Below are 24,984 nucleotides of genomic sequence, written 5' to 3' on the forward strand. Positions count from 1 at the left end.
GCAGAAAAGCGCTCCATAATTTTTGCAACGCTTCCATGATTTTCCTGCAAAGCCCGGAGCATGTCACCACACCGGCCTCGAAGCAGGCCGCGACGAACTCTCCAGCGCGGCGTGTATGCTGGGAAACGCAGGAAAGACGCGGGCTGCGCGCACATGGAGCGAAAGACGGTCCGCGACAGGAGATGATCGATGCTCTTTGACGCGACGCGGCGCGAGCTGCTGCGTTTCTCCGGCATGGGCCTGGCAGCGACAGCCGCACCGGCCCTGGCCATGGCCTCGGGTAGAACCCACACCGGCAGCACCACCCCGGCGATGGCAGGGTCTCCTGCCCGCTTCGACGTCCGCCAGTTCGGCGCAACCGGCGACGGCAAGACTGTCGACAGCCCGGCTATCAACAAAGCCATCGAAGCCGCAGCCGCGGCAGGCGGCGGCACCGTAACCTTCCCCGCCGGAAGCTACCTCTGCTTCTCGGTCCGCCTGAAGAGCCACGTGCATCTCGAGCTCATGGCGGGCACGGCCATCATCGCCGCCGACTCGCCCAAGCCCGGCGATGCCACCGGCTACAACGGCGGCACCTATGATGCCGCGGAGCCGAACCTGCCCTGGGAGCCGTATCAGGATTACGGTCACAATCACTGGCACAATTCCTTGCTCTGGGGTGAGGATCTCGACAACGTCGCCATCACCGGGCCGGGACTGATCTGGGGACGCGGGCTCTCGAACGGACGCGACCATGTGATGCTGGGCTATCCCTTCCGGGCCGAGCAGGCCGGCGTAGGCAACAAGGCCATCGCGCTGAAGAACTGCCGCAATGTGCTCTTCCGCGACTTCGCGATCCTCAAGGGCGGACACTTCGGGCTGCTGCTCACCGGTGTCGATAACCTGACGATCGACGGACTGGTGATCGACACCGACCGCGACGGCATGGATATCGATTGCTGCCGCAACGTGCGCGTCGCCAACTGCACCGTGAATTCGCCGTGGGACGACGGCATCTGTCCGAAGTCGAGCTATGCGCTGGGCTATGCGCGCTCGACCGACAATGTGACGATCACCAACTGCTATGTGACCGGCACCTATCAGCTGGGCACGGTGCTCGACGGCACATTCAAAAAGTTCACCGGGCAGGAATCGGCGGAGATGCGGCCCTTCTACACCGGCCGGATCAAGTGCGGCACCGAATCGAACGGCGGATTCCGCAACATCACGATCTCGAATTGCGTCTTCGAGGGCTGCCATGGCCTCGCGCTCGAGAGCGAGGATGGCGCGCTGCTTGAAGACATTGCCGTCTCGAACCTCACCATGCGCGACCTGATCAGCGGACCGCTGTTTCTTCGCCTGGGCGCGCGCCTGCGCGGACCGCAGGCGACCACCAAGGTGGGCACGCTGCGCCGCGTGACAATCAGCAACATCGCCAGCTACAACTCGGCTTCAAAGCTGTGCGCCATTGCCTCGGGGGTGCCGCAGGCCGCCATCGAGGACCTGCGCATCGCCAACATCTTCATGGAGCATCAGGGCGGCGCGCCGCAGTCCTATGCCGGCATCACGCCTCCCGAAAACGAGGCCAAGTATCCCGATCCGGCCATGTTCGGGCCGATGCCGTCGCAGGGCTTCTTCTTCCGGCACGTGAAGCGGCTAGAGGTCAGCCACACCGAAGTCGCTGCGGCCACGCCCGATCCCCGGCCTGCGTTCTACCTCGAAGACGTGGAGCGCGCCGACTTCATCGCAGTCACAGCACCTGCCGGACAGCCGGCCTTCCGCCTGAAGGATGTACGCGACCTGCGGGTGCGCATCAGCCGGGCTGCGGCGGACGCGACGCTCGACAAGGCGACCGACCAGACGCTGTAAGGCTGCGGCTCGTCGCAGGAAGAGTGGCTTTCCGCAGGATGCGGGATAGAGCCTGTTATGAACTTTCCCGCGGCGGTCGCTGGGAGCCAATTTTTACGAGATCGAGGAGCGAGTTGCGACGGATATCGGGCTATATCCGAGCAGCGAGCGACGAAAGAGGTCGGGAAAATTGGCCCCAGCCCTTCGGGTTGCGGGGAAAATCGGCCCATACTTCGTTGTCGTCCTCACCTAGGAATAGCCTAAGCTTTCGTCCTCCGCCTCGTCTCGGCCGATTTTCCCGCGCAACGCCGCTCGCGCGAAAGTTCATAACAGGCTCTAGGCTGATAAGGTACAGCGCCCGCATCCTGCGCGCGTTCAGGAGAAAGCCATGAAATGGATCCTGCGCCTCGGCGCGCTTGCATTGTTTGCGCTGCTGGTACTGCAGCTGGCACGGCCGAAGATTGGCTTCCGCTCCACGACGGCTCCGCCTGCCTATCCAGCGCAGGTGCAGGCCATTCTCGAAAAAGACTGCTACAGCTGCCACTCGGATGAGAATCACCTGCGCTGGTTCGACCAACCCGTGCCCGCGTACTGGCTGGTGCGTTACGACATCCTGGCGGCGCGGCAGCACCTGAACTTCTCGATGCTGGGCGAAAAGCCTGTGGCAGCGCAGCGGGCCACGCTCTATGAAGCGGTAAACATGATCCAGCTGGGTGCGATGCCGCCGGGACGCTTTCTCCTGGCCCATCCCGAGGCACGCGTCAGCGCAGCGGATCTCGCCACCATGAAAGACTGGCTGCAGCCGTGGGCGACACACGCCGATGCAGGGGGACAGGAACCCGGGCCGGGCCTCGTTGCCGGCGAGGCCGCTCCCGTGGGCTCGGATGCCGTCAAGCCGGAGCCGAACGGGCTGCGGTTTTATCCGGACTACACCGGCTGGCGGCTGATCAGCGCGACCGATCGCGGCGACAACGGCACGCTGCGGCTGATCCTGGGCAACAATGTGGCCATGCGCGCAGCGGCAGCGGGTGAGACTTCGCCCTGGCCCGATGGCACGCGCTTCGCGAAGATTGCCTGGCAGCAGTCGTCGGGCGCCGATGGCCTGCTGGCGGCAGGGAAGTTCGTGCAGGTGGAGTTCATGGAGAAGCATGCCGGGCGCTTCCGGGATACGGACGGCTGGGGCTGGAGCCGCTGGCGCGGCGCAAACCTCACTCCCTACGGCAAGGATGCCGCGTTCGTCGGCGAATGCACCAGCTGCCATGCGCCGGTCAAAGGCAACGACTCTGTCTATACGTTGCCGATCTCGAACGCTGCGACGAGTCGCGAAGAGGTGCTGAATACGCGGGCCGCGGCGCTGCCTGCATCGTTGCCCTATCAACCTTTGCAGTGGAACCCGGTGAGCGTCTTCGCCAACCGGCGGCAAAACACGATCTCCATCCTGTTCGCCAACGATGCCGCCATGGCGGCGCACAAGGCTGGCGGCGCTGCAACCGGCGATGCAGTGCTGGCGCTTGTCACCTGGAAAGAGCGCGACGATCCGCACTGGTTCGGAGCGCGCATTCCGGATGCTCCGGCGCAGGTGGAGTTCGTGGCTTCGGGGAAGTATCGCCTCTTTTCGGGCGATGGCCTGCGCGAGGCGACGCCTTCGGTGAGCGATGCCGAGGCGCGCACAGCGTTCGTGAAGGGGATTCCGTTTCTGCTGCCGTAGGACTGGCCAGCGCTAACCGCGACCCATTGCCTTTGGCACCCGCTCCCGCTGGTCGCGGCGCTAACCGCGCGGCGTTTTGCTTCGCGTGGCGCTCCCGTTGGTCGCGATCCATTGCTCTGCGAACCCACATCTCGGAACACACCGAGATGTGGGGCACCCGAGACAGTGGGTGTATCAGGGCACGACTTCAGTCGTGCCGCAGGGTGCCTGAATGCAGGGGCTTCAGCCCCTGCACGAGCCAGATCTCAGGGGCTAAAGCCCCATTTCCAAGATCTTTTTTATGGCACGGCTGAAGCCGTGCCCTGATACAAGCTCCCTGCAGTCCTGTTCGCGGTGAAAACAACCGCAGGTCCCTCCACTTCGCTTCCCCACCCCAATGCGCCAACATCGGGCGCACCGGGGACCCCGGTTCGCTTCGGTCGGGATGACACCTCTCACGAAAGCGTGCGTCTCTACTTCGCCTGCAGATAGTTGCCGTAACCCACGATCAGCGTGGAGCCGATGAGCGCGCAGAGGCCGATGCCGACCAATACGCGCGTGCGTAACGAGGTGCCTCGCCATTCGCGGAAGGCCAGTCCCCAGAGCGTGGCAAAGATGATGATCGAGGCCATGTGCAGGGTCCATGAAGAGAAGTCGTAGCGGCCCATCTTCGTCTGCCCGAGTGAGTAGAAGAAGAACTGGAAGTACCAGATGACGCCCGCCATGGCGGCGAAGACGTAGTTCTGCACCAGGATGCCGGGAGCAATGCGCTGGATGAGCTCGCGCGGATCGACGTCCATCATGGTGGAGCCGGTGGCGTGACCGGCGCGCATGGGGTTGTTGCCGGGCTCGCCGGCAAACTGCCGCAGCGAGCGGTTCTTCACGATGAGAATCACCGACCAGACGAGATTGGTGAGGAATCCGCCCCAGAGCACCACGATGAGCACCGGCAGGTTATGCCAGATCTGGAGCCGGCCAGCAGACTGGAGCTCGCGAGCCGCTACCTGACCGATCGGCGCGCCGGCGGTAAGACCGAAGTTGAAACAGGAACTCATGATGCCGGCGAAGATGGCGACCGAGACTCCACGAACCAGTGAGTACTCGCTCTCACCGGCCTCCAGCTTGTCTTCCGCGGTGACTTCGCGCTCCTTGGACCAGCCGGCGAAGCCGTTGATGACCACAGCAGCGAGGCAGACCCCGATGCCCAGCAGGATCACGCGGCCGGAGAGTGTGCCGGCAATCGAGCCCATGGTTCCGGTGTAGATCGGCGGGATGAGGGTGCCGAAGGCGGTGCAGAGGCCGAGCGAGATGGCGTACCCCAGGCCGATCCCCAGGTAGCGGACCGAGAGCCCGAAGGTGAGGCCACCGATACCCCACAGAACGCCGAAGAGGATCGCGTAGCCGATGGCTCCGCGCGGCGAGTTGCGCAGGATGGTGAAGATATGGGGGACGAAGAGCGAGGCCACGAGCAGGGGCGCGATGAGCCATGCGGCCACTCCCTGCACGATCCAGTAAATCTCCCACGACCAGCGCCGGATGCGGCGGAAGGGGATAAAGTTGGTGGCGGAGCAGAAGCCGCCGATCCAGTGAAACAGGATTCCGAGTACCGGATTGGCGCCCACGCGCATGGCCTCCTGGTGGCAGAACTCAATCGAGCATTGACAGCTTTGCGAATCTGAAACTATACCCTATTTGAAATAGAACTCGCTTGCCCCTTGCTGTCGCCGATCGCAGGCACGCGTGAGTTCATATGGGAAACTGTTTTGTGATAGATATGAAGCCTCCTTCTTTACCGGAAGACCGACCCTTCCTACTCACGATTATGGCCGGACAATCATGTAAGACACCTTGAAGGGACGACGAAGAGATGAGCATGGGGACCGAAGAGCAGAACCTACCAGCGAAAGACGCGCGGCACAGCAGAGTATTCGCGGCGCTCGACCGTTTCCGCATCGAGATTCCTTCGTGGGGATTTGCGAATACCGGCACGCGCTTTGGGAAATTCCTGCAGCCCGCGGCGGCGACCTCGCTCGAAGAGAAATTTGCCGATGCCGGCGAGGTGAACCGTCTGACCGGCTGCACGCCGACCGTAGCACTGCACGTGCTGTGGGATCTACCGCAGGGCGAGAGCGATGTGGCACGCGTACGTGCGCTCGAGGCCGAGCACGGCGTACGCGCCGGCTCGATCAATCCCAACCTCTTCCAGGAGCAGGAGTACAAATTCGGCTCGATTGCCAACCCGGCCCCCGCCGTCCGCAAAAAAGCCATTGGCCACCTGCTCGAGTCCGCTGCCATCGCCAAGGCACTCAAGGTGCGGGATGTCTCGCTCTGGGTGCCGGATGGCTCGAACTACCCTGGCACGCAGAGTGTGCGCCGGCGCATTGCATGGATGGAAGAAGCGCTGCTCGCCACCTGCGAGGCACTCGAAGAAACGCAACGGCTGCTGATCGAATACAAGCCGTTTGAGCCAGCCTTCTACCATACGGATATCGCCGACTGGGGCATGGCGCTGCACCTGGCACGCGTGTGCGGTCCCAAGGCCAAGGTGCTGGTCGACACCGGGCATCATGCGCAAGCAACGAACATCGAGCAGATCGTGGCGTGGCTGCTGCATACCGGCTCGCTGGGCGGCTTCCACTTCAACGACCGCAAGTATGCCGACGACGACCTCACGCTGGGCTCGATCGATCCGTACCAGCTCTTCCGCATCTTCCAGGAGATGATGAGCGCGGGCGAGAACGCCGATGCCGATGTGGCGTACATGATCGACCAGAGCCACAACATGAAGGGCAAGGTCGAGGCGATGGTGCAGAGCGTGGTCACCGCGCAGGAGCTTTATGCACGGGCCGCGCTGATCGATCAGAAAGAGCTTGCGAAGCTACAGGATGCCTGCCGGCTGGTTGAGGCCGAAGAGCTCTTCCGGGATGCCTTCTGGACCGATGTGCGTCCGCTAGTGCGCGCGTGGCGAACGGCGCGTGGGCTCGCGGAAGATCCGCTGTCGGCTCTACGGGGCGGCGGCTACGTCGAGCGCCGGGCGGAAGAGCGGCGGGAGCGGAATTCGGGTGGGTCGTCAGCCTACGCATAAGGGCGCACACATAGGGTTGAACCGTCCCGCCCAAGCGGAGCCTGGACGGGGCACCCCGATCCTCGCTGCGTGACGTATCCGGCGCATATCTGGGACTTCAGTCGTGCCGTCCAGCACAAAAGCACGAGAGCTTTAGCCCTGCATCATGAGCGCACAGGGGCTGAAGCCCCTTTTCTGCGACGTTCTTATGGCACGGCTGAAGCCGTGCCCTGATACAAACCCCTCCGTCCTGCTTGATACAAACCCCTCACGTCCTGCTCTTGATGACGAGAACCGCAGGTCCCTCCACTTCGCTCGCCTGCGGCTCACTTCGGTCGGGATGACAGTGCGCAAGGTATGGGACAAGGTTTTCGTGACGGAATCCATTAGGGAACTTCTATAATCCGAGGTACCGCAACCCAACTCTTCTGGGCGGTGAGGAAGCCTTGGCGCGAACCGATCGACGTCTTTACCTGATTCCGGTGCTTTCAAAGGCGCTGGACATTCTTGAGCTCCTGCAGAACAGCACCCACCCGCTGACCCTGGCCGAACTGCACGCGAAAACACGTTTTTCCAAGACCACGGTTTATCGCGTGATGAAGACCTTCGTCCATCGCGGCTACGTAGCCCAGCTTCCGGACGGAAGCTATCGTCACGTGGCGCGGCAGCGCAAGCTGTGCTTCGGCTTTGCCGGGCAGAGCGGCGAGATGCCGTTCTCAAACGAAGTAACGGCCAGCCTGAAGGAAGCCGCGACGCGTGCCGGCGTGGAGCTGCTGGTGCTCGACAACCGCTACGATCCGAAGACCGCGGTGGAGAATGCGGAGGAGCTGATCCGGCGCCGCGTGGATCTGGCGATCGAGTTGCAGGTGGATGAAGAGGTTGCACCGATTATCGGCTCGAAGATCGCGGGAGCGAATATTCCGCTGATCGCGGTCGATATTCCTCACCCGAACGCGGTGTACTTTGGCGTGGACAACTTCCGCGTGGGCTTCGAAGCCGGCGCATTACTGGCCAGGCATGCGCAGGAAGAGTGGAATGGCCGCGTGAGCTGGATTCTGGGCCTGGATCTGCCCGAAGCCGGCCAGCTGGTGCAGAGCCGCGTCTCCGGCGCCTTTGAAGCTGTGCGCAGCGCCCTGCCAAATACGCCCGCAGAGTCCTTTGTCCGCATGGACGGGCGCGGGCTCTTCGACCGCAGCCAGAAGCTGGTGGCAGAGTTCCTGAGCGCGCATCCGAAGGACAGGCACATTCTCATCGCGGCAGCCACGGATACCAGCGCGCTGGGCGCGGTGGCGGCGATCCGCGCAGCGAAGCGCGAGAAGCAGGTCGCGGTCGTCGGCCAGGACTGCATTGCCGAGGCCGTCGCCGAGATGAAGCGGCCGAATTCTTCGCTGATCGGCACCGTGTCCCACGAGGCGGCAAGCTACGGCCCGGCGCTGGTCGTGCTGGGCATGTCGATGCTGCGCGGCCTGACCGTGCCCCCGTACAACTATGTGACGCACAAGACGGTCACACGGGAGTCACTGGCCGAAAAGGCATAGAACTGGTAAAAAATCTGCGGGCGGCCATGCCGCATGCCTCGATAATTTCAAATGAGAAACTTTTGCCGTATTGTTATTTCACATGAGATGATGGCCCTGCCGAAGGGCGAGGAAGGATTGCGGTCATGAGCGGAGCTGTGAGCGAAAAAACCCTGCATTTTCTGGAAGACAAGTGGGACGACGCCGTTGCGTCCAAGCTGGATGAGCCGGAGCTGCTGCGCTACCGCTCGAACCTTCTCGGATCGGACCTGCGGATTACGAACTTCGGCGGCGGCAATACCAGCTCGAAGCTGGAGCAGGTGGACCCGGTGAGCGGCAAGCCGGTGCCAGTGCTATGGGTGAAGGGCTCGGGCGGCGATCTTGGATCGATCAAGCGCGCAGGCTTTGCCACGCTCTATCTCGAACGCCTGCTGCAGCTGGAAGCGCAGTACAAGGGCGTGGCGGAAGAAGACGCGATGGTTGCGCTCTATCCGCTGGTGACTTTCAACAACAATCCCACCGCTGCTTCCATCGATACGCCGCTGCATGGCTTTCTCCCTTTCCCGCATGTCGATCATCTTCATCCCGACTGGGGCATTGCGCTGGCGGCCTCGGCCAACGGCAAGCAGAAGATGGAGGAGTTCAACAAGGAATACGGTCACACGCTGGCATGGCTGCCCTGGCAGCGCCCCGGCTTCGAGCTGGGCATGATGCTGCGGCAGATTGTGGCGGAAACACCGGGCTGCGACGGCGTGGTGCTCGGCGGCCATGGCCTGTTTACCTGGGGCGAGACGCAGCGCGAGTGCTACCTGAACACCATCACCATCATCGACCAGTTCGGCCAGTTCATCGCGAAGCACGAGGCACGCGAAGGTCATGTGCGCTTCGGCGGCGCGAAGTTCAAGAGTCATGACGAGCGCAAGGCCATTGCGGCCAAGGTGATGCCGGTGCTGCGCGGCGCGGTCTCACGCAAGCAGCGCTGGATCGGCTCGTTTACTGACACCGAAGCGGTGCTCGACTTTGCGAACTCGGCCTATGCCGAGCAGCTCGCGCATCTGGGAACCAGCTGCCCGGATCACTTCATCCGCACCAAGATCCGTCCCATGTTCCTCAAGTGGGACCCGGCAGGCGATGCGGCGGAGATTCCCGCGATCATTGAGACGGCGCTCGAGACCTATCGTGCCGAGTACGCCGAGTACTACACGAAGCACGCTTTGCCTGATTCTCCGAAGCAGCGCGATGCCAGCCCTACCGTTGTGCTGCTGCCGGGCGTGGGCATGTTCACCTTCGGCAAGAACAAGACCGAGGCACGGCTTACCGGCGAGTTCTATATCAACGCCATCGGCGTGATGCGCGGCGCCGGCGCGCTGGGCGGAGGCGTCGACTGCAAGGAGATTCCGCAGGCCGGCCCCGCGGCCACGGCCGATCAGTTCACCGTCTTCGACAACTATGTGGCGCTGCCGCCGAGCGAGGCCTTCCGCATTGAATACTGGGCGCTCGAAGAGGCGAAGATCCGCCGCCAGCCGCCAGAGAAGCAGCTGAGCCGCAAGATCGCGCTGATTGTGGGCGGCGGCAGCGGCATTGGGCGCGAAGTGGCGCTGCTGGCAGCCGAGCGCGGCGCGCACATTGTGGTCGCCGACCGCGATACGACCGGCGCGGCGAAGGTAGCCGAGGAGTGCAAGGCCATCGCAGGGAAGGAAGCGGTCACCTCCACGGCCATCGATATTACGAAGCGCGATGCCATCCAAGCGGCGCTCGCGGCTACGGTGGCGGAGTTCGGCGGCGTCGATCTCATCATCAACACCGCAGCCATCTTTCCTTCGTCGCCGAGTGGCGTTATCAGCGACGAACAGTGGGCGCTGACGCTGGAAATTAACGTGACAAGCAATTTTAAGCTGGCGGAAGAGGCGCACACGCTGCTCAAGAAGCAAGGCCTGGATGCGACGCTGGTGCTGACCAGCTCGGCCAACGCGGTGGTGCCCAAACGCGGCAGCGAAGCCTATGACGTGAGCAAGGCCGCGCTGAGCCACCTGGTGCGCGAGCTGGCCGTGGGCATGGCGCCGCTGGTGCGCGTGAACGGCATCAGCCCGGCAACCGTGGTCAAGGGCTCGACGATGTTCCCGCGCGACCGTGTGAAGGCATCGCTGAGCAAGTACAGCATCCCGTTCGAGGAGTCGGCGACGGACGACGAGCTGCGCGACGCGCTGGCTGCCTTCTATGCGCAACGTACGCTCACGCATGTGCCCATCGATCCGAAGGACAATGCTGAGGCGATCCTGTTCCTGGCCGGGCCGCTCTCGCGCTGCACCACCGGGCACATCATCCCGGTAGACGGCGGCCTGATCGAGGCCTTCCTGCGGTGACAAAGGCGGCGCGGCAGGCAAGCATCGCGGTCGACCTGGGCGCAGAGAGCTGCCGCGTAAGCCTGCTGCGCTGGCCTGCATCCGGAGCCGGAGACAGGCCGCACGTCGAGCTGGTCCATCGCTTTCCGAATGGGCCGGTACAGGCCGAAGACGGCTCGCTGCGCTGGCCTTTCGAAGCAATCGTCTCCGGCGTGGAAGAGGGTTTGCGGCGCAGCGCCGAACTTGCGCCGGAGGGCATCGCCTCGATCGGTGTGGATGGCTGGGCGGTCGATTATGTGCGGCTCAGCGCGGACGGCGCGCCGCTGGATGCACCGTTCTGCTACCGCGATGAGCGCACCAAAGCCGCGGAGACTTCTCTTCACGAGAAAATCTCCCCGGCGCGGCTGCGCGAGATCACCGGCCTGCAACTGCAGCCACTGAATACCCTTTATCAACTGCATGCCGATCGGCTCGCGAACCTCGATGCCGGCACCGGCTGGCTGAATCTGCCCGAGTACCTGCTGGCGCGATGGAGCGGCGTGCGCGTCTCCGAATACACCAACGCCACGCATACCGAGATGGTCGAGCTCGAAAGCCGCCGCTGGTCGCAGGAGATTCTCAACGCTGCGGGCATCGATGCAGCAACGATGCCGCCGATTGTTCCTCCGGGGACTGTGCTCGGTGCCATGCGTGGGCCGCTGGCCGAGCTCCCAGCCTTCCGCGATACGAAGATCATTGCGCCCGCCTGCCATGACACCGCCTCGGCCATCACCGGCATCCCTGCGGAAGCCGGGCGCTGGGGCTACGTGAGCTGCGGAACCTGGTCGCTGCTCGGCGTGCCGCTGGACCATCCCGTGAATGACGAACGCGCGCGGGAACAGCAGTTCACCAACATAGGCCTCGACGGCGCACGTTATCTTCTCCAGAAAAACATGAATGGCATGTGGCTGGTGAAGCAGTGCATGGACGCGTGGTGCCAGACGGGCGGCACGTGGAACATCGAGGAGCTGTGCGCGGCAGCCCGCATCGCGGAATTTCCGGATGCAGCGCTCGATGTCGACGATCCGGAGCTGCACCGCATGGGCGATATGCCTGCGCGCATCAACGCGCAGCGCAAGGCCCGCGGGCTGCGCACACTCGATGCATCCCCGGCCGGCGCTCCGGCCATGGCCTCGCTCATCTTTCACAGCCTGGCAGCGCGCTATGCGGGGATTTTTCGCCAGATCGAAGAGCTCTCCGGCCACACGCTGGATTGCATCTACTTCGTCGGCGGCGGCAGCCGCAATGCGCTGCTGCGTGAGTGGACCGAACAGGCGACCGGCAAGCCGATATGCACGGGCGCGGTCGAGAGCAGCAGCGTGGGGAACTTTGCCCTGCAACTGGCGGCACTCGAAGCCGCTGACGGCCGGCCTGCTGCCAAGGAAAGCGTGGCCCGCTATGCGCAGCTGCTCTGCGCCACGGGATAAAGCTCTGCACCACTCCCATGCTTTTCACGCGCCGCAAATTGCCTGTTGTTTTGCCCGTGTGCAAAGATGTTGACCTCTGCATACATACTGTTCACGCAAGCCCTAACCCCTACCCGATCCAGGCCATCCTATGAGCATTTCCGCACTTCGTCTTCGCGCGCCTCTCCTCTTCTCTGCGCTGCTGTGCGCAGGTCTTGCCCATGCCGCAACGCAGGCTGCGGCGCCGGCCGAGCAGGCCGCTCCTTTCGATGAGCTGACCGCCGAGCAATGGAAAGCGCAGGCCGCCGACCTGCTGAACCAGGCGAAGGCCAGCCCTTCCGGCATGGCGAGCGTGACGCTCAAAAAATATCCGGGCCACTTCACCATGCTGACGGTCCGGACACGCTCGGGCGGCGCGGAGCAGCATGATCATGCCGCGGATATCTTCATCGTGCTCGACGGCGAGGCGACGGAGGTGACCGGCGGCAGCATCGAGAACGCCTCCACAGCCAAGCCCGGCGAGACGCGCGGAACACGCGTGGTGGGCGGCACCGAGCATCGCATGCAGACCGGAGACATCGTGCACATAGCACCGGGCACACCACATCAGACGCTGGTGGCTCCGGGCAAAACTTTCACGTATTACGTCATCAAGGTGGATCAGTAGGCGATGCGATTTCATACCATGGCAGACCCGGTGCGCTATCCGGGTATGAGTACCGACGAACTGCGCAAGACCTTCCTTGTGGACGAACTGTTCGCTCCGGGCAAGCTGCAGCTTGCGCTCACCGATCTCGATCGCGCACTGGTCGGCGGCGCAATCCCTCTCGACGAGACGCTCACGCTGCCGACACCCGAGGAACTGCGAGCCGCGTACTTCCTGGAGCGCCGCGAGCTCGGAGTGCTCAACATCGGCGGCCCGGGATATGTCACCGTCGACGACACACATTATCCATTGTCGCGCCTCGACACACTCTACGTCGGACGAGGCCGGCAATCGGTGATGTTCGGCTCCGAAGATGCGGCGCAGCCGGCGGTCTTCTACCTGCTCAGCTATCCGGCACATGCGGACTATCCGACAGCAGTAGCACGTTTCGCCGAACTCACCGGCACCAGGCTGGGTACCGCGGAAACCGCCAATGCGCGCACCATCTACAAGGCCATCCACCTCGAGGGCATTCGCAGCAGCCAGCTGGTGATGGGCTTCACGCTCCTCGATCCGGGCTCGGTGTGGAACACGATGCCTCCGCACACGCACCAGCGGCGCTCGGAGATCTATTTCTATTTCGATCTCGATGCGAGCTCGCGCGTGATCCACCTGATGGGACCACCGCAGGAGACACGCAACCTGATCGTCGGCGACCGCGAGATCGTGCTGTCTCCGCCGTGGTCGGTGCACTGCGGCGCGGGCACGCGGAACTACGGGTTCTGCTGGGGCATGGGCGGCGAGAACCAGGACTACAGCGACATGGACCCCGCACCGCTCGCGACACTGCGATAACGGACACCCGCCGCAAAGGAGAGATGAGCATGCACCCGATTCGATATCTCTGCGCCGTGACGGCGGTAGCAGCATGCGCCGTTACCGCAAGCGCGCAGACCCAGTCGCAGGCGAAGGTGGAAGAGCTGAGCGCAACCCTGCGGTCCGCTCTGCAGTCAGGCACCATCAAGGACGAAGCGACGCAGGCGAAGGTACTCCATGCGCTGCTGGCCGCGTGGCACGAGACCGCCGACGGAGATGACTTTGCCACCGTGCAGGCTGCGGTGGATGCGGATCTCGCCGGCAACGCGGCGCCACCACCCCGCGCACTGCTGGCGTGCCTGCTGGTCACCGGTGAAAACAAATATCGCGCGGCGCTGGAGCATGCAGATACAACAGCCAGCAATGATCCGGTCTACCGGATGAAATACGCAGCGGCATGGAAGCAGCCTTTGCCCACGGCTCCGGCTGCTACGGGCAGCGCGACGCCGGAAGGTGCGCAGATACTCGCGGAAATTGCCGACAGCTATGCAGCGAGGCCGGTGCCGGAATGGAAGAGTAACGGCGCCGGGAACAGCATCCACGATGAGAACGCATGGCGGGAAGCAGCCCGTCGCGCAGCAAAGCCGTTTCTGGCGCACAATGCGCGAAGCCGGGATACGGAGACGCAGCTGACCGCGTCCTATGGCATAGCCAAAGCCGTGCGGCTGGGTTTGCTGCCGAAAGAAGATGCGCGGCAGGCCGCATCTCTGTATAAGACCGGGAACACCGGCACACCGGCATCAGAGGCTGCGCAACTGCTGGCGGCGACAGAGATCGCGCTGGCCCCTGCGGCAGCACTCGGACGCGGCAAGACCGTGCTGGTCGATGCATGGTTCAACTCGCAGCTGCGCAAAGGGCTCAACGGCGAGCAAGAGCTCTTCCACTACAAGTGGGACGACCAGGAGAACTCCGGATTCTCCTTCTTCGGCTCGGCCTTCACACGTTATGGTGCGAATCTGGCCCAGCTCGATGCTGCTCCGACGGCAGCGAACCTGCACAGCGCGAGCGTCTACGTAATCGCCTCTCCGGATATTCCGGTGAAAAATCCCAATCCGCACTACATGGACAACGCAAGCGCCGATGCTATCGAAGCCTGGGTGCGCGCCGGCGGCGTGCTTCTCCTGATGGAGAACGACAAAAACAACTCCGAGTTCGAGCACTTCAACACGCTGAGCGAGCGCTTCGGGATTCACTTCAATCCGGTGCTGCGCAACACGGTCGAAGGCCGTCACTTCGAGCAGGGCATGCTGAAGATCCCCGCAGGCGCGGGCGGTATCTTCCCGGACCCGCTCACGGTCTACATGAAAGAGATCTGCACCATTACGGTCTCGGGTAGCGCGCAGGCCATCTATCGCGACCGCGGCGATGTGCTGATGGCCGTAGCCCATGTGGGCAAGGGCACGGTGTGGGCAGTTGTCGATCCGTGGCTCTATAACGAATACACTGACGGCCGGAAACTGCCTTCCGCATATGAGGATTTCACCGCCGCGAGGAACGTGGCGGAGTGGGCTCTGAAGCAGGCGCGCTAGAGCAGAATCAGGACAGATATACCCGGCTGGCCCATGCTCTCCGTGGCCTTTTCCTCAAGAAAAGGCCACCTGCTTCCACACAGCATGGGCACGGTTGTCCTGATTCTGCTTTAAGTTGTATCAGCGCCCGAGCCAGCCTCCATCCACTGCGATCACGCTGCCGGTGATGTAGTTGCTGGCGCGCGAGCAGAGAAACACAGCCGTCCCCGCAATGTCTTCCGGCTGCCCCCAGCGGCCCGCGGGAATGCGTTCGAGAATCTGGCGATTGCGTGTTTCGTCGTTGCGCAGCGCCTCGGTGTTCGCCGTCGCAATGTAGCCGGGTGCGATGGCGTTCACCTGAATGCCGTGGACAGCCCATTCATTTGCCAGTGCTTTGGTCAGCTGCGCCACGCCGCCCTTCGATGCCGCATACGCAGGCACGCGGATGCCGCCCTGGAAGCTGAGCAGCGAGGCGATGTTCACGATCTTGCCCGGGGCCTTGCGCGCGATCAGATCGCGGGCGGCGAGCTGTGAGAGCTGAAAGACGCTGGTCAGGTTCACCTGCAGGACGCGGTTCCAATCCTCGAGGGAGAAGTCCTCCGCGGCGTCACGGTGAATCATGCCGGCATTGTTGATGAGCAGATCGACGCGTCCGAAACGCGCGTGCACGGCGCGGTAAAGCTGCTCCGGCCCCTCGCTGCTCGAAAGATCCGCGGAAAAGGATGCGGCCTGCGCGCCGATGGCCTCTGCCGTCTCGTCCGCCGGACGGCGATTGCCGTGGACTGCGACCTCGGCTCCCGCCTCCGCCAGCGCGTGCGCGATGGCCGCGCCAATGCCCCCTGCGGCTCCGGTAACCAGCGCAACTTTGCCCTCGAGCCCGAAGAGTGATTCCCTGCTTGTCATATGTGTATCTGTCCTTCCCTGCTGGATGGCCTGCAATGTCATCTTGCCAGCAGCGTCCCCCAAAGACTATCTTCTAAAACTGCGTATTGCCATTAGAGAAATATCTTCTCTAACGAATTCAGCCTTGCGAGGGATGCCATGACTGAGATCCGGAGTCGATGCCGCATCAGGACTGGGGTATTGCTGCTGATCTGTAGCGTGGGCGCGGCCGCACAGGCGCAGCGCTGGCAATGCGGAGCCAGGCATCACGCAGGCGCCACCATGCTGACACCCGCGACGCACTACAGCGCGGATACCGCGGGATGGGATCTCGGCATGGCGCCGCAGCATGACGATGCGTCGAGTTGCAGCTCCGACTCCGGGTCATTCTTCTTCTCCGCGCCGGTGGCGGAGGGCAACTATCTCGTAACCGTGGTTCTCGGTGGTGAAGCACGCTCGCAGGTTACGGTGAAAGCAGAGGCCCGGCGCCTGATGCTGAAGCGCGTGGATGTCGGCGCAAGGAAGCATCGCACGGAGCAGTTCGTCGTGAATGTGCGCAGGCCGCAATTCACGGATAACACCTCCGCGGCCTCTTCGGTGCGACTGAAACCGCGCGAGATCGGCTCCCTAGACTGGGATGAGAAGTTGACGCTCGAGTTTGCGGGAGATCATCCTGCCGTGCAAAGCATCACCATCGAGCCTGCACCGACAGGAACGCCAACGGTCTACATCGCCGGCGATTCCACGGTGACCGATCAGGACCGCGAGCCCTGGGCGGCATGGGGCGAGATGCTGCCGGCGCTCTTCGGACCGAAAATCGCGATTGCCAACCACGCGGAGTCCGGCGAGACGATCAAGAGCTTTGCAGGCGAGCGGCGGTTCCCAAAGATCTTCTCGCAGATTCAAGCCGGCGACTTCCTCATGATGCAGTTCGGGCATAACGATCAGAAGCCGGGCAAGGGCTACATCTCGCCGGAGGAGTATGCCGATCTGCTGCGGCGTTACATCGACCTGGCGCGGGCGAAGGACGCGACGCCGATCCTTGTAACCCCGATGAACCGCCGGACCTTCGATGCGAACGGGCACATCACCGATACACTCGCGCCTTATCCGGACGTGGTGCGCAAGGTCGGCGATGAAAAACATGTCACCGTCATCGATCTGAATGCGATGAGCAGAACGCTCTACGAAGCCATCGGCGAGGCCAACTCCCGCTCGCTGTTCGTCTATGCCGCGGCCAATACCTATCCGGAGCAAACGGAAGCACTGCACGACGACACGCACTTCAACAGCTATGGCGCATGGGAACTCGCCCGTTGCGTCACGCTTGGCCTGCAGCAGGCGCATTCTCCGCTCGCAAAGTATCTGCGCAAGCCGCATGAACGCTTCGACCCGCATCACCCGGATGCTACCGATCGCATCGCCATCCCTCCCACGCCGTTCTACGACACACAGAAGCCATACGAACGCTGAGGTAACACTATGCTGACCATGCTCGCTCTCCTTCTGGCTCTGCCCCTCACCGCGACACAGGCTGCCACCTCGTCATCCCAGGCAACGACTGCGCCTGCGCAATCCACTCCAGGGCCCGATCCCGAGCTGCATGACACGCACCCCATGCCGATGCCTGCGAATTCCTCGCTGCCCACGCTGTGGATTGTCGGCGACTCGACGGTGCGCAATGGCCACGGCGATGGCGCAAACGGCCAGTGGGGCTGGGGCGACGTGATCGCGCCTTACTTCGACACCAGCAGGATCAACGTGGTAAATCGCGCCATCGGCGGGCGCAGTAGCCGCACTTACATCACCGAAGGCCGCTGGCAGACGGTGCTCGACATGATGCATCGCGGAGACTTCGTGCTCGTTCAGTTCGGCCATAACGACTCCGGCCCGCTGGATGATGCCGCACGTGCACGTGGGACACTGCGCGGCACCGGCGACCAGACGCAAGAGGTCGAGAACCCCGTGCTGAAGCGCCATGAGACGGTCCACACCTATGGCTGGTACATGCGACAGTACATCGAGCAGGCGCGGGCAAAAGGCGCGACCGTCATCGTCTGCACGCTCATCCCACGCATGATCTGGAAAGACGGTCACATCGAGCGCAGCGGCGCGGACAGCTATGGTGGATGGGCGCGGGAGATTGCAGCGCAGGAGCATGCGCCGGTGGTCGATCTGAACGAGATCATCGCACGGCAGTATGATGCGATGGGCCCTACAGAAACGCTGCTGATGTTCGGCGATCCGCACACGCACACCAGCCTGATCGGCGCGCAGATCAATGCGATGTCCGTGGTCATGGGGATGAAGCTGCTCAGCCCCGATCCCCTGGCAACCTATCTCTCGCCCGCGGCGGATAAGGTTCCCGCAACCATGCCGGCGGCGAAGCCCTGAGAGCCTCACCGCCTTTGGCGGTATCAGGCTTCGCGGAGCAACGCGGCAACCGTCCACATCGCCGGAGACTGGCCGTGGAAGTCGCCGGTACGCCGCTTGCGCAGCAGGTAGTAATCGAGGTCGTTCAGCTTGTTTGTGCCCTCGCATACGCTGGTGACATTCGAGTCCTGATCGATATAACCGGCAAGGGCGAGCCAGGCCTTGCGCGCGGCCGGAGCATACTGTGCCGCATCGAGCCAGCCATGGCGCACGCCGCTGATGAGCGCATAGGCGAACATGCCCGTCCCCGAGCTCTCCGGCCACGCATCTTCACGATCGATGAGCTGGCGCCAGGAGCCATCACCCGCCTGGTAGCGCAGCAGCGACGCCATCATGGTGTGATAGCCCTGCTCGATGCGGGCCCGCTCCGGCGTGCCTTTCGGCAACTCGCGCAGCATCTCGGTCATGCCCACGGCAAACCATCCATTGCCGCGCCCCCAGTAATAAGGCACATCGGGAGCATGGAAGAAGAGGCCGTTCGGCTGCTGCAGCTTGTCGAGATACGAGACCATTTCCTTCGCTGCGCGGTTCAGGTACTTCGCATCCTGCGTGGCGCGATAGGCCTGCACCTGCACAATGGTGATCATGAACATGTCATCGACCCAATAGCGCGTCTCCGGCGTAAGGCCCTGCGCGTCCGGCGAAGCCCACTGCGCGTCGGCATAACTCAGGCCGAGATCGAGATACCGCTTGTCGCTGGTGAGGATGTAGAGCTCGAACGGGAGCGAGCCGAACATGGAGAAGTCCACATGCTGGCCGCGCGGCGGCAGGAGCGCGTTCTCCGTGGTAAAAAGCGGTTCGAAGCGGGCCTGCAGTGCGGCGATGAGCTCTTTATTCCCGGTGACGCGGGCGACTTCGAGCGCGCCGTACCAGGCACAGACCTCGGGGTAGATGATGCGCGTGGGACGCAGGTGCGACGTGCTCTGGAAGTGCGCGGCCAGCGCGGTGCCGAGCTGCTTCGGATCATAGCCGGCAGGCCACTCGGTGAGGCTGGAGCCGCCCAGCGGCACATGCGGTGCAGCGGGCGATGCGGGCGGCGCGGATTTCTCCTGCAGCGGCACCTGGGCCGAGGCAAGCGCCGTACCGGCCATCAGGAGCTGCGCGCCAAAGGTTCGCCGCGTGATGTTCTTCATCGTATGACTCTCCGTTCGTTCAGTGGGTAGGTGGAGGGTTGGGTCCGAATTTCAAGCCTAATTCCGGCGTGGACTCGATATCCGCCGCGCCCGCAGGCGCTTTTTCGACATCGACACCAAATACGTAACTCGCACCAAACATATTCGAGGTAAAGATCACCATCTTTCCATCGGGCGAGAAGCGCACGTTGGGCTCGAGCTTGTAGTTATGGTGCTTCATGTTTACGAGATGCTCGGGCGTAAAGGTTCCGGGCTGCACGAAATCTGCCGAGTCGATTCCGCCATCGTTCCTGCGCCATGCGGGATGGAAGAGCTCAATCCATTCGCCGTCAGGAGCGTGCGCCACCTGTCCGGGATCGCCGCCATCGCCACAAAAGAGCGTCGCGCCCTTGTTGACGTTGAAGTGGATGGACCAGTCATTGCGCAACATGTGGTACGCGACCTGAGCATGATCTTCTGTCTTGCCGAGATGGATGCCGGCGAGCCAGAAATCTTCGCCTTTGGGTATCTGCCAGTCGTACCAGATGGTTTCGCCATCGAGGCCCCAGAACTCGTGACCGGCGATTTCCATGAGCATGGTGCGCTTGTGCATCAGCGTGTTGTGCGAGCCGTCGGTGTGGATGGTCCAGATGCGATCAACCTTCTGCCATGGGCCTTCGTGACAATACATGAGCAGCGCTGGATCGATGGGCGAGAAGAGAAGATGGCCGATCCAGTCGGTCGAGTGAAGCAGCTCATGCACTTTGCCAGTACGAAGATCGATGGTGAAGAGCAAGACGGGAATGCGCGAGGCCAGGCGGCGCTCCATCATGGCGCCCTTGCTCTCGGGCTGAACTAATGGGCCGCGTCCCTGCTCCGCATGCTGCGGATATTCCGCAGCCACCGACTCCGGATGCTCGTCATAGACACCGGCGGCGAGCGTCTCATCGGCGTTGACCGTGGCGACGCGCGCGCGCGGTGGCAACGTAACGAGCTTTGTCACCGCACCGGAGTTGAGATCCGCCTTGTAGAGCACCGTGAGCTGCGTCTCGGGATCCATGCGGGAGAAGAAGATGCTGTCCGTCTTATGGCCGACAACGATGGCGTGATAGCCGTAACGGAAACGCGCCATATGCGCATCGGCCTGGGGCGGCGGAGGCGGATTGGGAACCAGCAGCCGCGTCTTCTTTGTAGCCATTTCAAGGGTGTGAATACCGTCCGGCGCGGTGTAGACCATGTAGCGCTCGTCAGGCGAGTACGCATTCACATTGAAGTAGAACGCAGAGGAGCCGGGCTCGTCGGAGAGCCGATAGACGCGATGGCCCGTATCTTTATCCACCCAGGTCTTCGGCACATCCTGCGCGACGAGTGGGAGCACTGTAGCAAGAACGAGCGCAAGTCCAAGGCAGAGATGACGGCAAGAAGAATATCTGCATGTGTTCACGGTGTTTTCCTCGATGATTGCTCTGCGTGAGGCGTGCCGGGTGAGGATTCGAGCGAAGGATAGACGATCTGATCCAGCCCGCGGATATTCGTACTGTCGGATGTGGTCAGCCGCTCATCCTGCGGAACGACGAGCGTGACATCCTGCAGCGAAACGTCGTCGGCGTTGTCGATGTGCCCAGCCTTCTGCGCTTCGAGATGCAGGTGGTCAAGGCGGAATCGCTCGAGCTTCGCATTAGGATAGGCGGCGATGGCGATGGCTGTCTTCGCATGTTTCGCCTCGATATTCCAGATGTGCACATCGGAGAAATGCGGCAGCCCCTGCTCCGCGGGCACCGGCTGAACGAGCGTCTTCCAGTAGGACGGCGCATCGTGCACGCCGGCAGGCAGCGTGGCATAACTGTAGTTCGGATTCCAGTTGAGGTTGACCTCGATGGGAATGCCGACGCCGTCGAGATGGAGATCATGGATGCGGAGATCCGATCCGCCGCCGCCGCGCACGCGCGCGCTCTTGAGAAGCACACCGGCGCCTACACCGGTCCCCGCGGTGAGATTGTAGGCCTCGATATCATGGAAGCCTCCTGAGGTCTCGCTGCCGAAGGTGACCGCAGCAGCGCCACGGCGAATGATGGAGTCACGAAGGACGACATGCTCGGTGGGCCGGTTGACGCGCAGGCCGTCGGCATCGCGGCCGGCCTTGAGACACAGCGCATCGTCATTCACATCGATGTCAGCATGCTGGACAAGCACGTGCGAAGAACTGTCGATATCGACGCCATCGGTCGACGGCCCCTTGCCACCAATGTTGTTCTGGATCGTGATGTGGTCGACGGTAACGCCGGTGGAATAGCAGATGTGGACCGTCCAGAAGCCGGAGCGCTGCAGCGTAAGACCACGCAGCGTGACCTTACGCGCGTTGAAGATCTGGATGAGGCGCGGACGCTTCGCGTCGTAGTCAGAGGCCCAGCGCAGCCCCTTTGTATCGTAGTCGTGGCGCAGGTCCCAGTAGCTCTTCCACCAGTAGGAGCCATCGCCGTCGATGATGCCGCTGCCGGTAATCTCTACATCGTGCTGCTCATAAACATTCACGAGCGCCGCAGGCCAGGTCATCTCAATGCCAGCGACGCGCGTAGGCATCAGAGGATAGCCATCGAGGTTCTGCACACCACGCAGCGTGACGCCGGATGGGACATCGAGATGCGTGCCGCTGCGAATGAAGATGGAACCGGTGAGATAGGTACCGGGGCGAAAGGTGACAGTGCTGTGATGGCCTGCGGCCGAGTCGAGCGCGCGCTGGATAGCCGCGGTATCGAGCGTGGAGCCGTCGCCGCGCGCACCATAGTCATTGACAAAGATGGTGGCCGCGGAGGCACTGCCGGCCACCATGAAAAGCGCCGCGAACAAGGCGAATGGCCGCATCACTCCGCGCCTTCGCTCTCGCCGAATACGAGCCTCACCGGGCCACGGATGCCGGAGGGCACAGGCTCGAGGTTATTCATATCCTGCATCTGAAAACGGTCTCCGTACTTTGCCTTGAGCGCGCTGTAGTCGCGCGGCGGCTCGCCGGCGAGCTCATTAATCGCGGTGTTGTAGACATGAAGTTCGATGCTGTTCTCTCCGCTGTGCAGCAGTCCGGTGAGCGCGAGAGCGTAGGGCGGATGCCAGAGCGATCCGGCTCGCTTTCCGTTGACGAAGACGATCGCCGCCTCGCGAACAGGCGGATCGATCCAGGCTCTTGTGCCCGGCTTGTTCGGCAGCTGCGTGTCCTCGATGGGCAGAGACGGCGCAAACTCGAGCGAGATAGGACCACCGATCTCCGCCGCCGATACCTGCACCTGAGTGCGATAGATCGCTTCCCCGGAGTAGAAGCGTGTCGCGGCATTGTCGGTCCACACGGTATCGGCCTGGTCCCGCTCTGCCGGTTCCGGCTTCGATCCGGCGCTGCCGGGGAACTCGATTTGCCATGGCCCGAGAGCCGTGGCGTGCTGCTCTGTAGCCCGCTGCGGCGCGGCAGCGGTCGATATGCCAGGGCCATCATGCAGGACGAGAAGGCGGGATGCATACGGCGGAAGAACGATGACCTGATCCGTCACAGCCATGGTTACATTTCCAGTTTCAGGGTTCCACCATTCGGCTATTGAGCGATGAGCGCGAACATGCGGAGCCCAGCGCACCGGCTGGTTGCTGGTGTTTACGAGGAAATAGATATCCGAAGACGGCAGATGGCGATGGAGGAAACCCAGCTTGCCTGCGGCGTCCCCGAGTTCGACATCCGGCGGCATAGCCTTTGCGAGCGCCGCGCCCAGTTCGCTTTCGTCGCGGACATGCACTGACTGACGCAGCAGAGCGGCGACTCCCTGCTCGACCTTGGCATGATCCAGCCGATCGCTTTGTCCGGCTGCGAGCGTGGGTGTATCGCCAATAAAGATGAGTTTTCCGCCCTTTGCCGCGTAGGCCTGCAGCACATCAAGGCCGCGCAGCGAGAGGCGATGCGTAGGCGGCACTACGACGACGGGATAGCCGATGCCTCGCGCCTCTGCCGATGCCAGGTCGAGATAGTCGAGGTTATAACCTGCATCGAGCACCGCGCCCATCAACGCAGGCGTGATGTGATGCGGCATCTCCTCGGTGACGGAGACATGGCCGGGACGGAAGGCGGCCTGTGCATCGGCCTCAGGGAGCAGGATGGCGACATCGTTGGCTGGCTTGCCCTGGCGCAGCATCCAGCTCACGCGGGTGAGATAGCGCGTCACGTCGGGCATCACAGGCCACCATGGATTGTGATCGTTGAGCGCAGCCGCGGCATAGAGCGACCAGCCCGGCTCCTCGACGCCGGGTGCAGAGTACGGATAGCCATGGCCGATGATCTGGTTCACGCCTTCGAGGAACATGCGGTCGGCCTCCGCCTTCATGTCGAGAGGCGTGGCGCGAAAGGCAGGCGAGTGCAGCCAGGTGAAGGTTTCCGCGGAGGTCACATCGTTTCCGAAGATGTGATTCGCGGAGCTGGCCCAGCGCGTAAAGGAAAAGCTCCGCCATTGCGGGCCTTCGCCTTCCGGCAGCTGCGGAACATGCTCATCGAAGAGCGTGACACCCGGTGTACCGTAGGTCTGCGAGCGGAACCGGGTGCCATGAGCAGCGGCGAACTGCGCGACCGTCAAGAGATAGTTGTCGCGCACCATGTCGGAGAGCGTTTCTGCCCAATCGTGACGAACGGCATCGGCCTGAGGCGTGCTTCCCTGCGCGAGCAGCGGCAGATATGGAATCAGGCTGTAGCCACGGCGGCGCTGGAACTCTTCAGGCAGCGCGCCGGTCCAATCGGCGCCATAGACCTCGAGCGAATCGGAGAAGATGGCGTACGGTGGCTTATCCGGAAAGCCGCGGAGCAGCGTGCTGCCCACGGCATCGAGGTAGTGATCGACAGCAGCCTTCGACATGTGGTCGAGGACATAGCCTTCTCCACCGAAGGCCGCGCGCTTGACCTGCTGGCGTGTATGGCTGGCGAAGAAGAAGAGCTCGACTTCAGGCTTGCCAGCTGCGGACTCGAGCGATGCAGGCATCGTATTGCTGGTGATTTGACGGGCATGCTCCGCGTCGTAGTGCGCGGGTGTGCCATCGACAACAAAGGCGGCGATGAACGTGTCGCCCTCGGCGGACTGAGGCAGCTTCGCATCGGCCGCGCCAAGAGGCACAGCGACGATCTTCAGCTTGCCTGCAGCATCCGCAAGCGATACTTCGGGTCCACCGAAGGGCCAGCCGCTGCCGAGGGTGAGATCGACACGCATGCCAAGCGCACGCGCATGGTCCTCTGCGAAGTGGACCATGTCGAGATACTCCGGTGAGCCGTAACGAAGATTGACGAGATGCCGAGCCGGATCATCGAGCGTGAGCGGATACTCGGCTGCCAGCTCGACGCCGCCGATGCCTGCCGCATGCATGGCATCGAGCTCGCGGGCGAGTTCAGGCTGTTCCACGGCCGGGCCAAACCACCACCAGCGCACCATGGGTTTCGCATCGGAAGGTGGATCGGCAAAGCCTGACCGCAGGCTGGAAAGGGTCTGCGCGCTGCCGTGCACAAGGCACGCCAGCGCGAGGACACCCAGAGTTGCATTCCATCGCATCGCTGCTCTCTTCATCCCACTATCCTGCATGAAAGCAGCAGAGACGACTTCATTTGGACTTCCGCTCCTCTCAGCAGTGTTGAT

The 24,984-nt window shown here is 62.9% G+C and carries 17 protein-coding genes; 11 read left to right on the forward strand and 6 right to left on the reverse strand.

Translation table 11 applies throughout. The features are described from left to right. Positions 1 to 189 precede the first annotated feature (189 nt). Complete coding sequence (locus tag ESZ00_RS07140; protein WP_129207424.1) at positions 190 to 1,848, forward strand: rhamnogalacturonidase; 1,659 nt, start codon at positions 190 to 192, stop codon at positions 1,846 to 1,848. 367 nt (positions 1,849 to 2,215) lie between these two features. Then, complete coding sequence (locus tag ESZ00_RS07145; RefSeq protein WP_129207425.1) at positions 2,216 to 3,535, forward strand: cytochrome P460 family protein; 1,320 nt, start codon at positions 2,216 to 2,218, stop codon at positions 3,533 to 3,535. 452 nt (positions 3,536 to 3,987) lie between these two features. Here the strand turns inward: ESZ00_RS07145 and ESZ00_RS07150 are convergent, their stop codons facing one another. Next, a complete protein-coding gene (locus ESZ00_RS07150) occupies positions 3,988 to 5,142 on the reverse strand; it encodes an L-rhamnose/proton symporter RhaT (protein ID WP_308419046.1) in 1,155 nt (384 codons plus the stop codon). A 245-nt stretch (positions 5,143 to 5,387) separates the two neighbouring features. On the opposite strand from ESZ00_RS07150, the gene ESZ00_RS07155 reads away from it, so the two are divergent. The 7 genes from ESZ00_RS07155 to ESZ00_RS07185 all read left to right on the forward strand — a co-directional run bounded on the left by ESZ00_RS07155 (position 5,388) and on the right by ESZ00_RS07185 (position 14,933). After that, positions 5,388 to 6,599: a sugar isomerase gene (locus tag ESZ00_RS07155; protein ID WP_129207988.1), complete on the forward strand. Its 1,212-nt coding sequence runs from the start codon at positions 5,388 to 5,390 to the stop codon at positions 6,597 to 6,599. Positions 6,600 to 7,024: 425 nt separating this feature from the next. Continuing rightward, positions 7,025 to 8,116 (forward strand): substrate-binding domain-containing protein, encoded by a 1,092-nt coding sequence (locus tag ESZ00_RS07160; protein ID WP_129207426.1) that lies wholly within the window; start codon positions 7,025 to 7,027, stop codon positions 8,114 to 8,116. A 125-nt stretch (positions 8,117 to 8,241) separates the two neighbouring features. Next, positions 8,242 to 10,458 carry a bifunctional rhamnulose-1-phosphate aldolase/short-chain dehydrogenase gene (locus ESZ00_RS07165; RefSeq protein ID WP_129207427.1) on the forward strand — a complete coding sequence of 739 codons (2,217 nt, stop codon included), beginning with the start codon at positions 8,242 to 8,244 and terminating at the stop codon, positions 10,456 to 10,458. Next, positions 10,455 to 11,903, forward strand: coding sequence for a rhamnulokinase (locus tag ESZ00_RS07170; protein ID WP_129207428.1), 1,449 nt, complete (start codon positions 10,455 to 10,457; stop codon positions 11,901 to 11,903). The genes ESZ00_RS07165 and ESZ00_RS07170 overlap by 4 nt, the downstream gene beginning before the upstream one ends. A gap of 130 nt (positions 11,904 to 12,033) precedes the next feature. Beyond that, positions 12,034 to 12,549: a cupin domain-containing protein gene (locus ESZ00_RS07175; RefSeq protein ID WP_129207429.1), complete on the forward strand. Its 516-nt coding sequence runs from the start codon at positions 12,034 to 12,036 to the stop codon at positions 12,547 to 12,549. Positions 12,550 to 12,552: 3 nt separating this feature from the next. Beyond that, positions 12,553 to 13,383 (forward strand): 5-dehydro-4-deoxy-D-glucuronate isomerase, encoded by an 831-nt coding sequence (gene kduI / locus ESZ00_RS07180; protein WP_129207430.1) that lies wholly within the window; start codon positions 12,553 to 12,555, stop codon positions 13,381 to 13,383. Between the two features lie 29 nt (positions 13,384 to 13,412). After that, complete coding sequence (locus tag ESZ00_RS07185; RefSeq protein ID WP_129207431.1) at positions 13,413 to 14,933, forward strand: hypothetical protein; 1,521 nt, start codon at positions 13,413 to 13,415, stop codon at positions 14,931 to 14,933. A gap of 120 nt (positions 14,934 to 15,053) precedes the next feature. Here ESZ00_RS07185 and kduD read toward each other — a convergent pair whose 3' ends face one another. After that, positions 15,054 to 15,815 (reverse strand): 2-dehydro-3-deoxy-D-gluconate 5-dehydrogenase KduD, encoded by a 762-nt coding sequence (gene kduD / locus ESZ00_RS07190; RefSeq protein WP_129207432.1) that lies wholly within the window; start codon positions 15,813 to 15,815, stop codon positions 15,054 to 15,056. Positions 15,816 to 15,995: 180 nt separating this feature from the next. Between kduD and ESZ00_RS07195 the strand changes: the two genes are divergently transcribed. Both ESZ00_RS07195 and ESZ00_RS07200 read left to right on the forward strand, forming a co-directional pair. Beyond that, entirely contained in the window at positions 15,996 to 17,267 is a 1,272-nt protein-coding gene (locus tag ESZ00_RS07195) for a rhamnogalacturonan acetylesterase (protein ID WP_229741008.1), read from the forward strand. A gap of 18 nt (positions 17,268 to 17,285) precedes the next feature. Further along, positions 17,286 to 18,188: a rhamnogalacturonan acetylesterase gene (locus ESZ00_RS07200; RefSeq protein WP_129207434.1), complete on the forward strand. Its 903-nt coding sequence runs from the start codon at positions 17,286 to 17,288 to the stop codon at positions 18,186 to 18,188. Between the two features lie 23 nt (positions 18,189 to 18,211). Here the strand turns inward: ESZ00_RS07200 and ESZ00_RS07205 are convergent, their stop codons facing one another. The 4 genes from ESZ00_RS07205 to ESZ00_RS07220 are packed head-to-tail and all read right to left on the reverse strand — an operon-like array spanning position 18,212 to position 24,915. Beyond that, entirely contained in the window at positions 18,212 to 19,360 is a 1,149-nt protein-coding gene (locus ESZ00_RS07205) for a glycoside hydrolase family 88/105 protein (protein WP_229741009.1), read from the reverse strand. Between the two features lie 19 nt (positions 19,361 to 19,379). Beyond that, positions 19,380 to 20,783 (reverse strand): oligogalacturonate lyase family protein, encoded by a 1,404-nt coding sequence (locus ESZ00_RS07210; protein WP_129207435.1) that lies wholly within the window; start codon positions 20,781 to 20,783, stop codon positions 19,380 to 19,382. Continuing rightward, entirely contained in the window at positions 20,780 to 22,201 is a 1,422-nt protein-coding gene (locus tag ESZ00_RS07215) for a glycoside hydrolase family 28 protein (protein ID WP_129207436.1), read from the reverse strand. The genes ESZ00_RS07210 and ESZ00_RS07215 overlap by 4 nt, the downstream gene beginning before the upstream one ends. Next, positions 22,201 to 24,915: a glycosyl hydrolase gene (locus tag ESZ00_RS07220; RefSeq protein WP_129207437.1), complete on the reverse strand. Its 2,715-nt coding sequence runs from the start codon at positions 24,913 to 24,915 to the stop codon at positions 22,201 to 22,203. The genes ESZ00_RS07215 and ESZ00_RS07220 overlap by 1 nt, the downstream gene beginning before the upstream one ends. Positions 24,916 to 24,984 lie beyond the last annotated feature (69 nt).

The organism is Silvibacterium dinghuense, assembly GCF_004123295.1.
Classification (GTDB): Bacteria; Acidobacteriota; Terriglobia; order Terriglobales; family Acidobacteriaceae; genus Silvibacterium; species Silvibacterium dinghuense.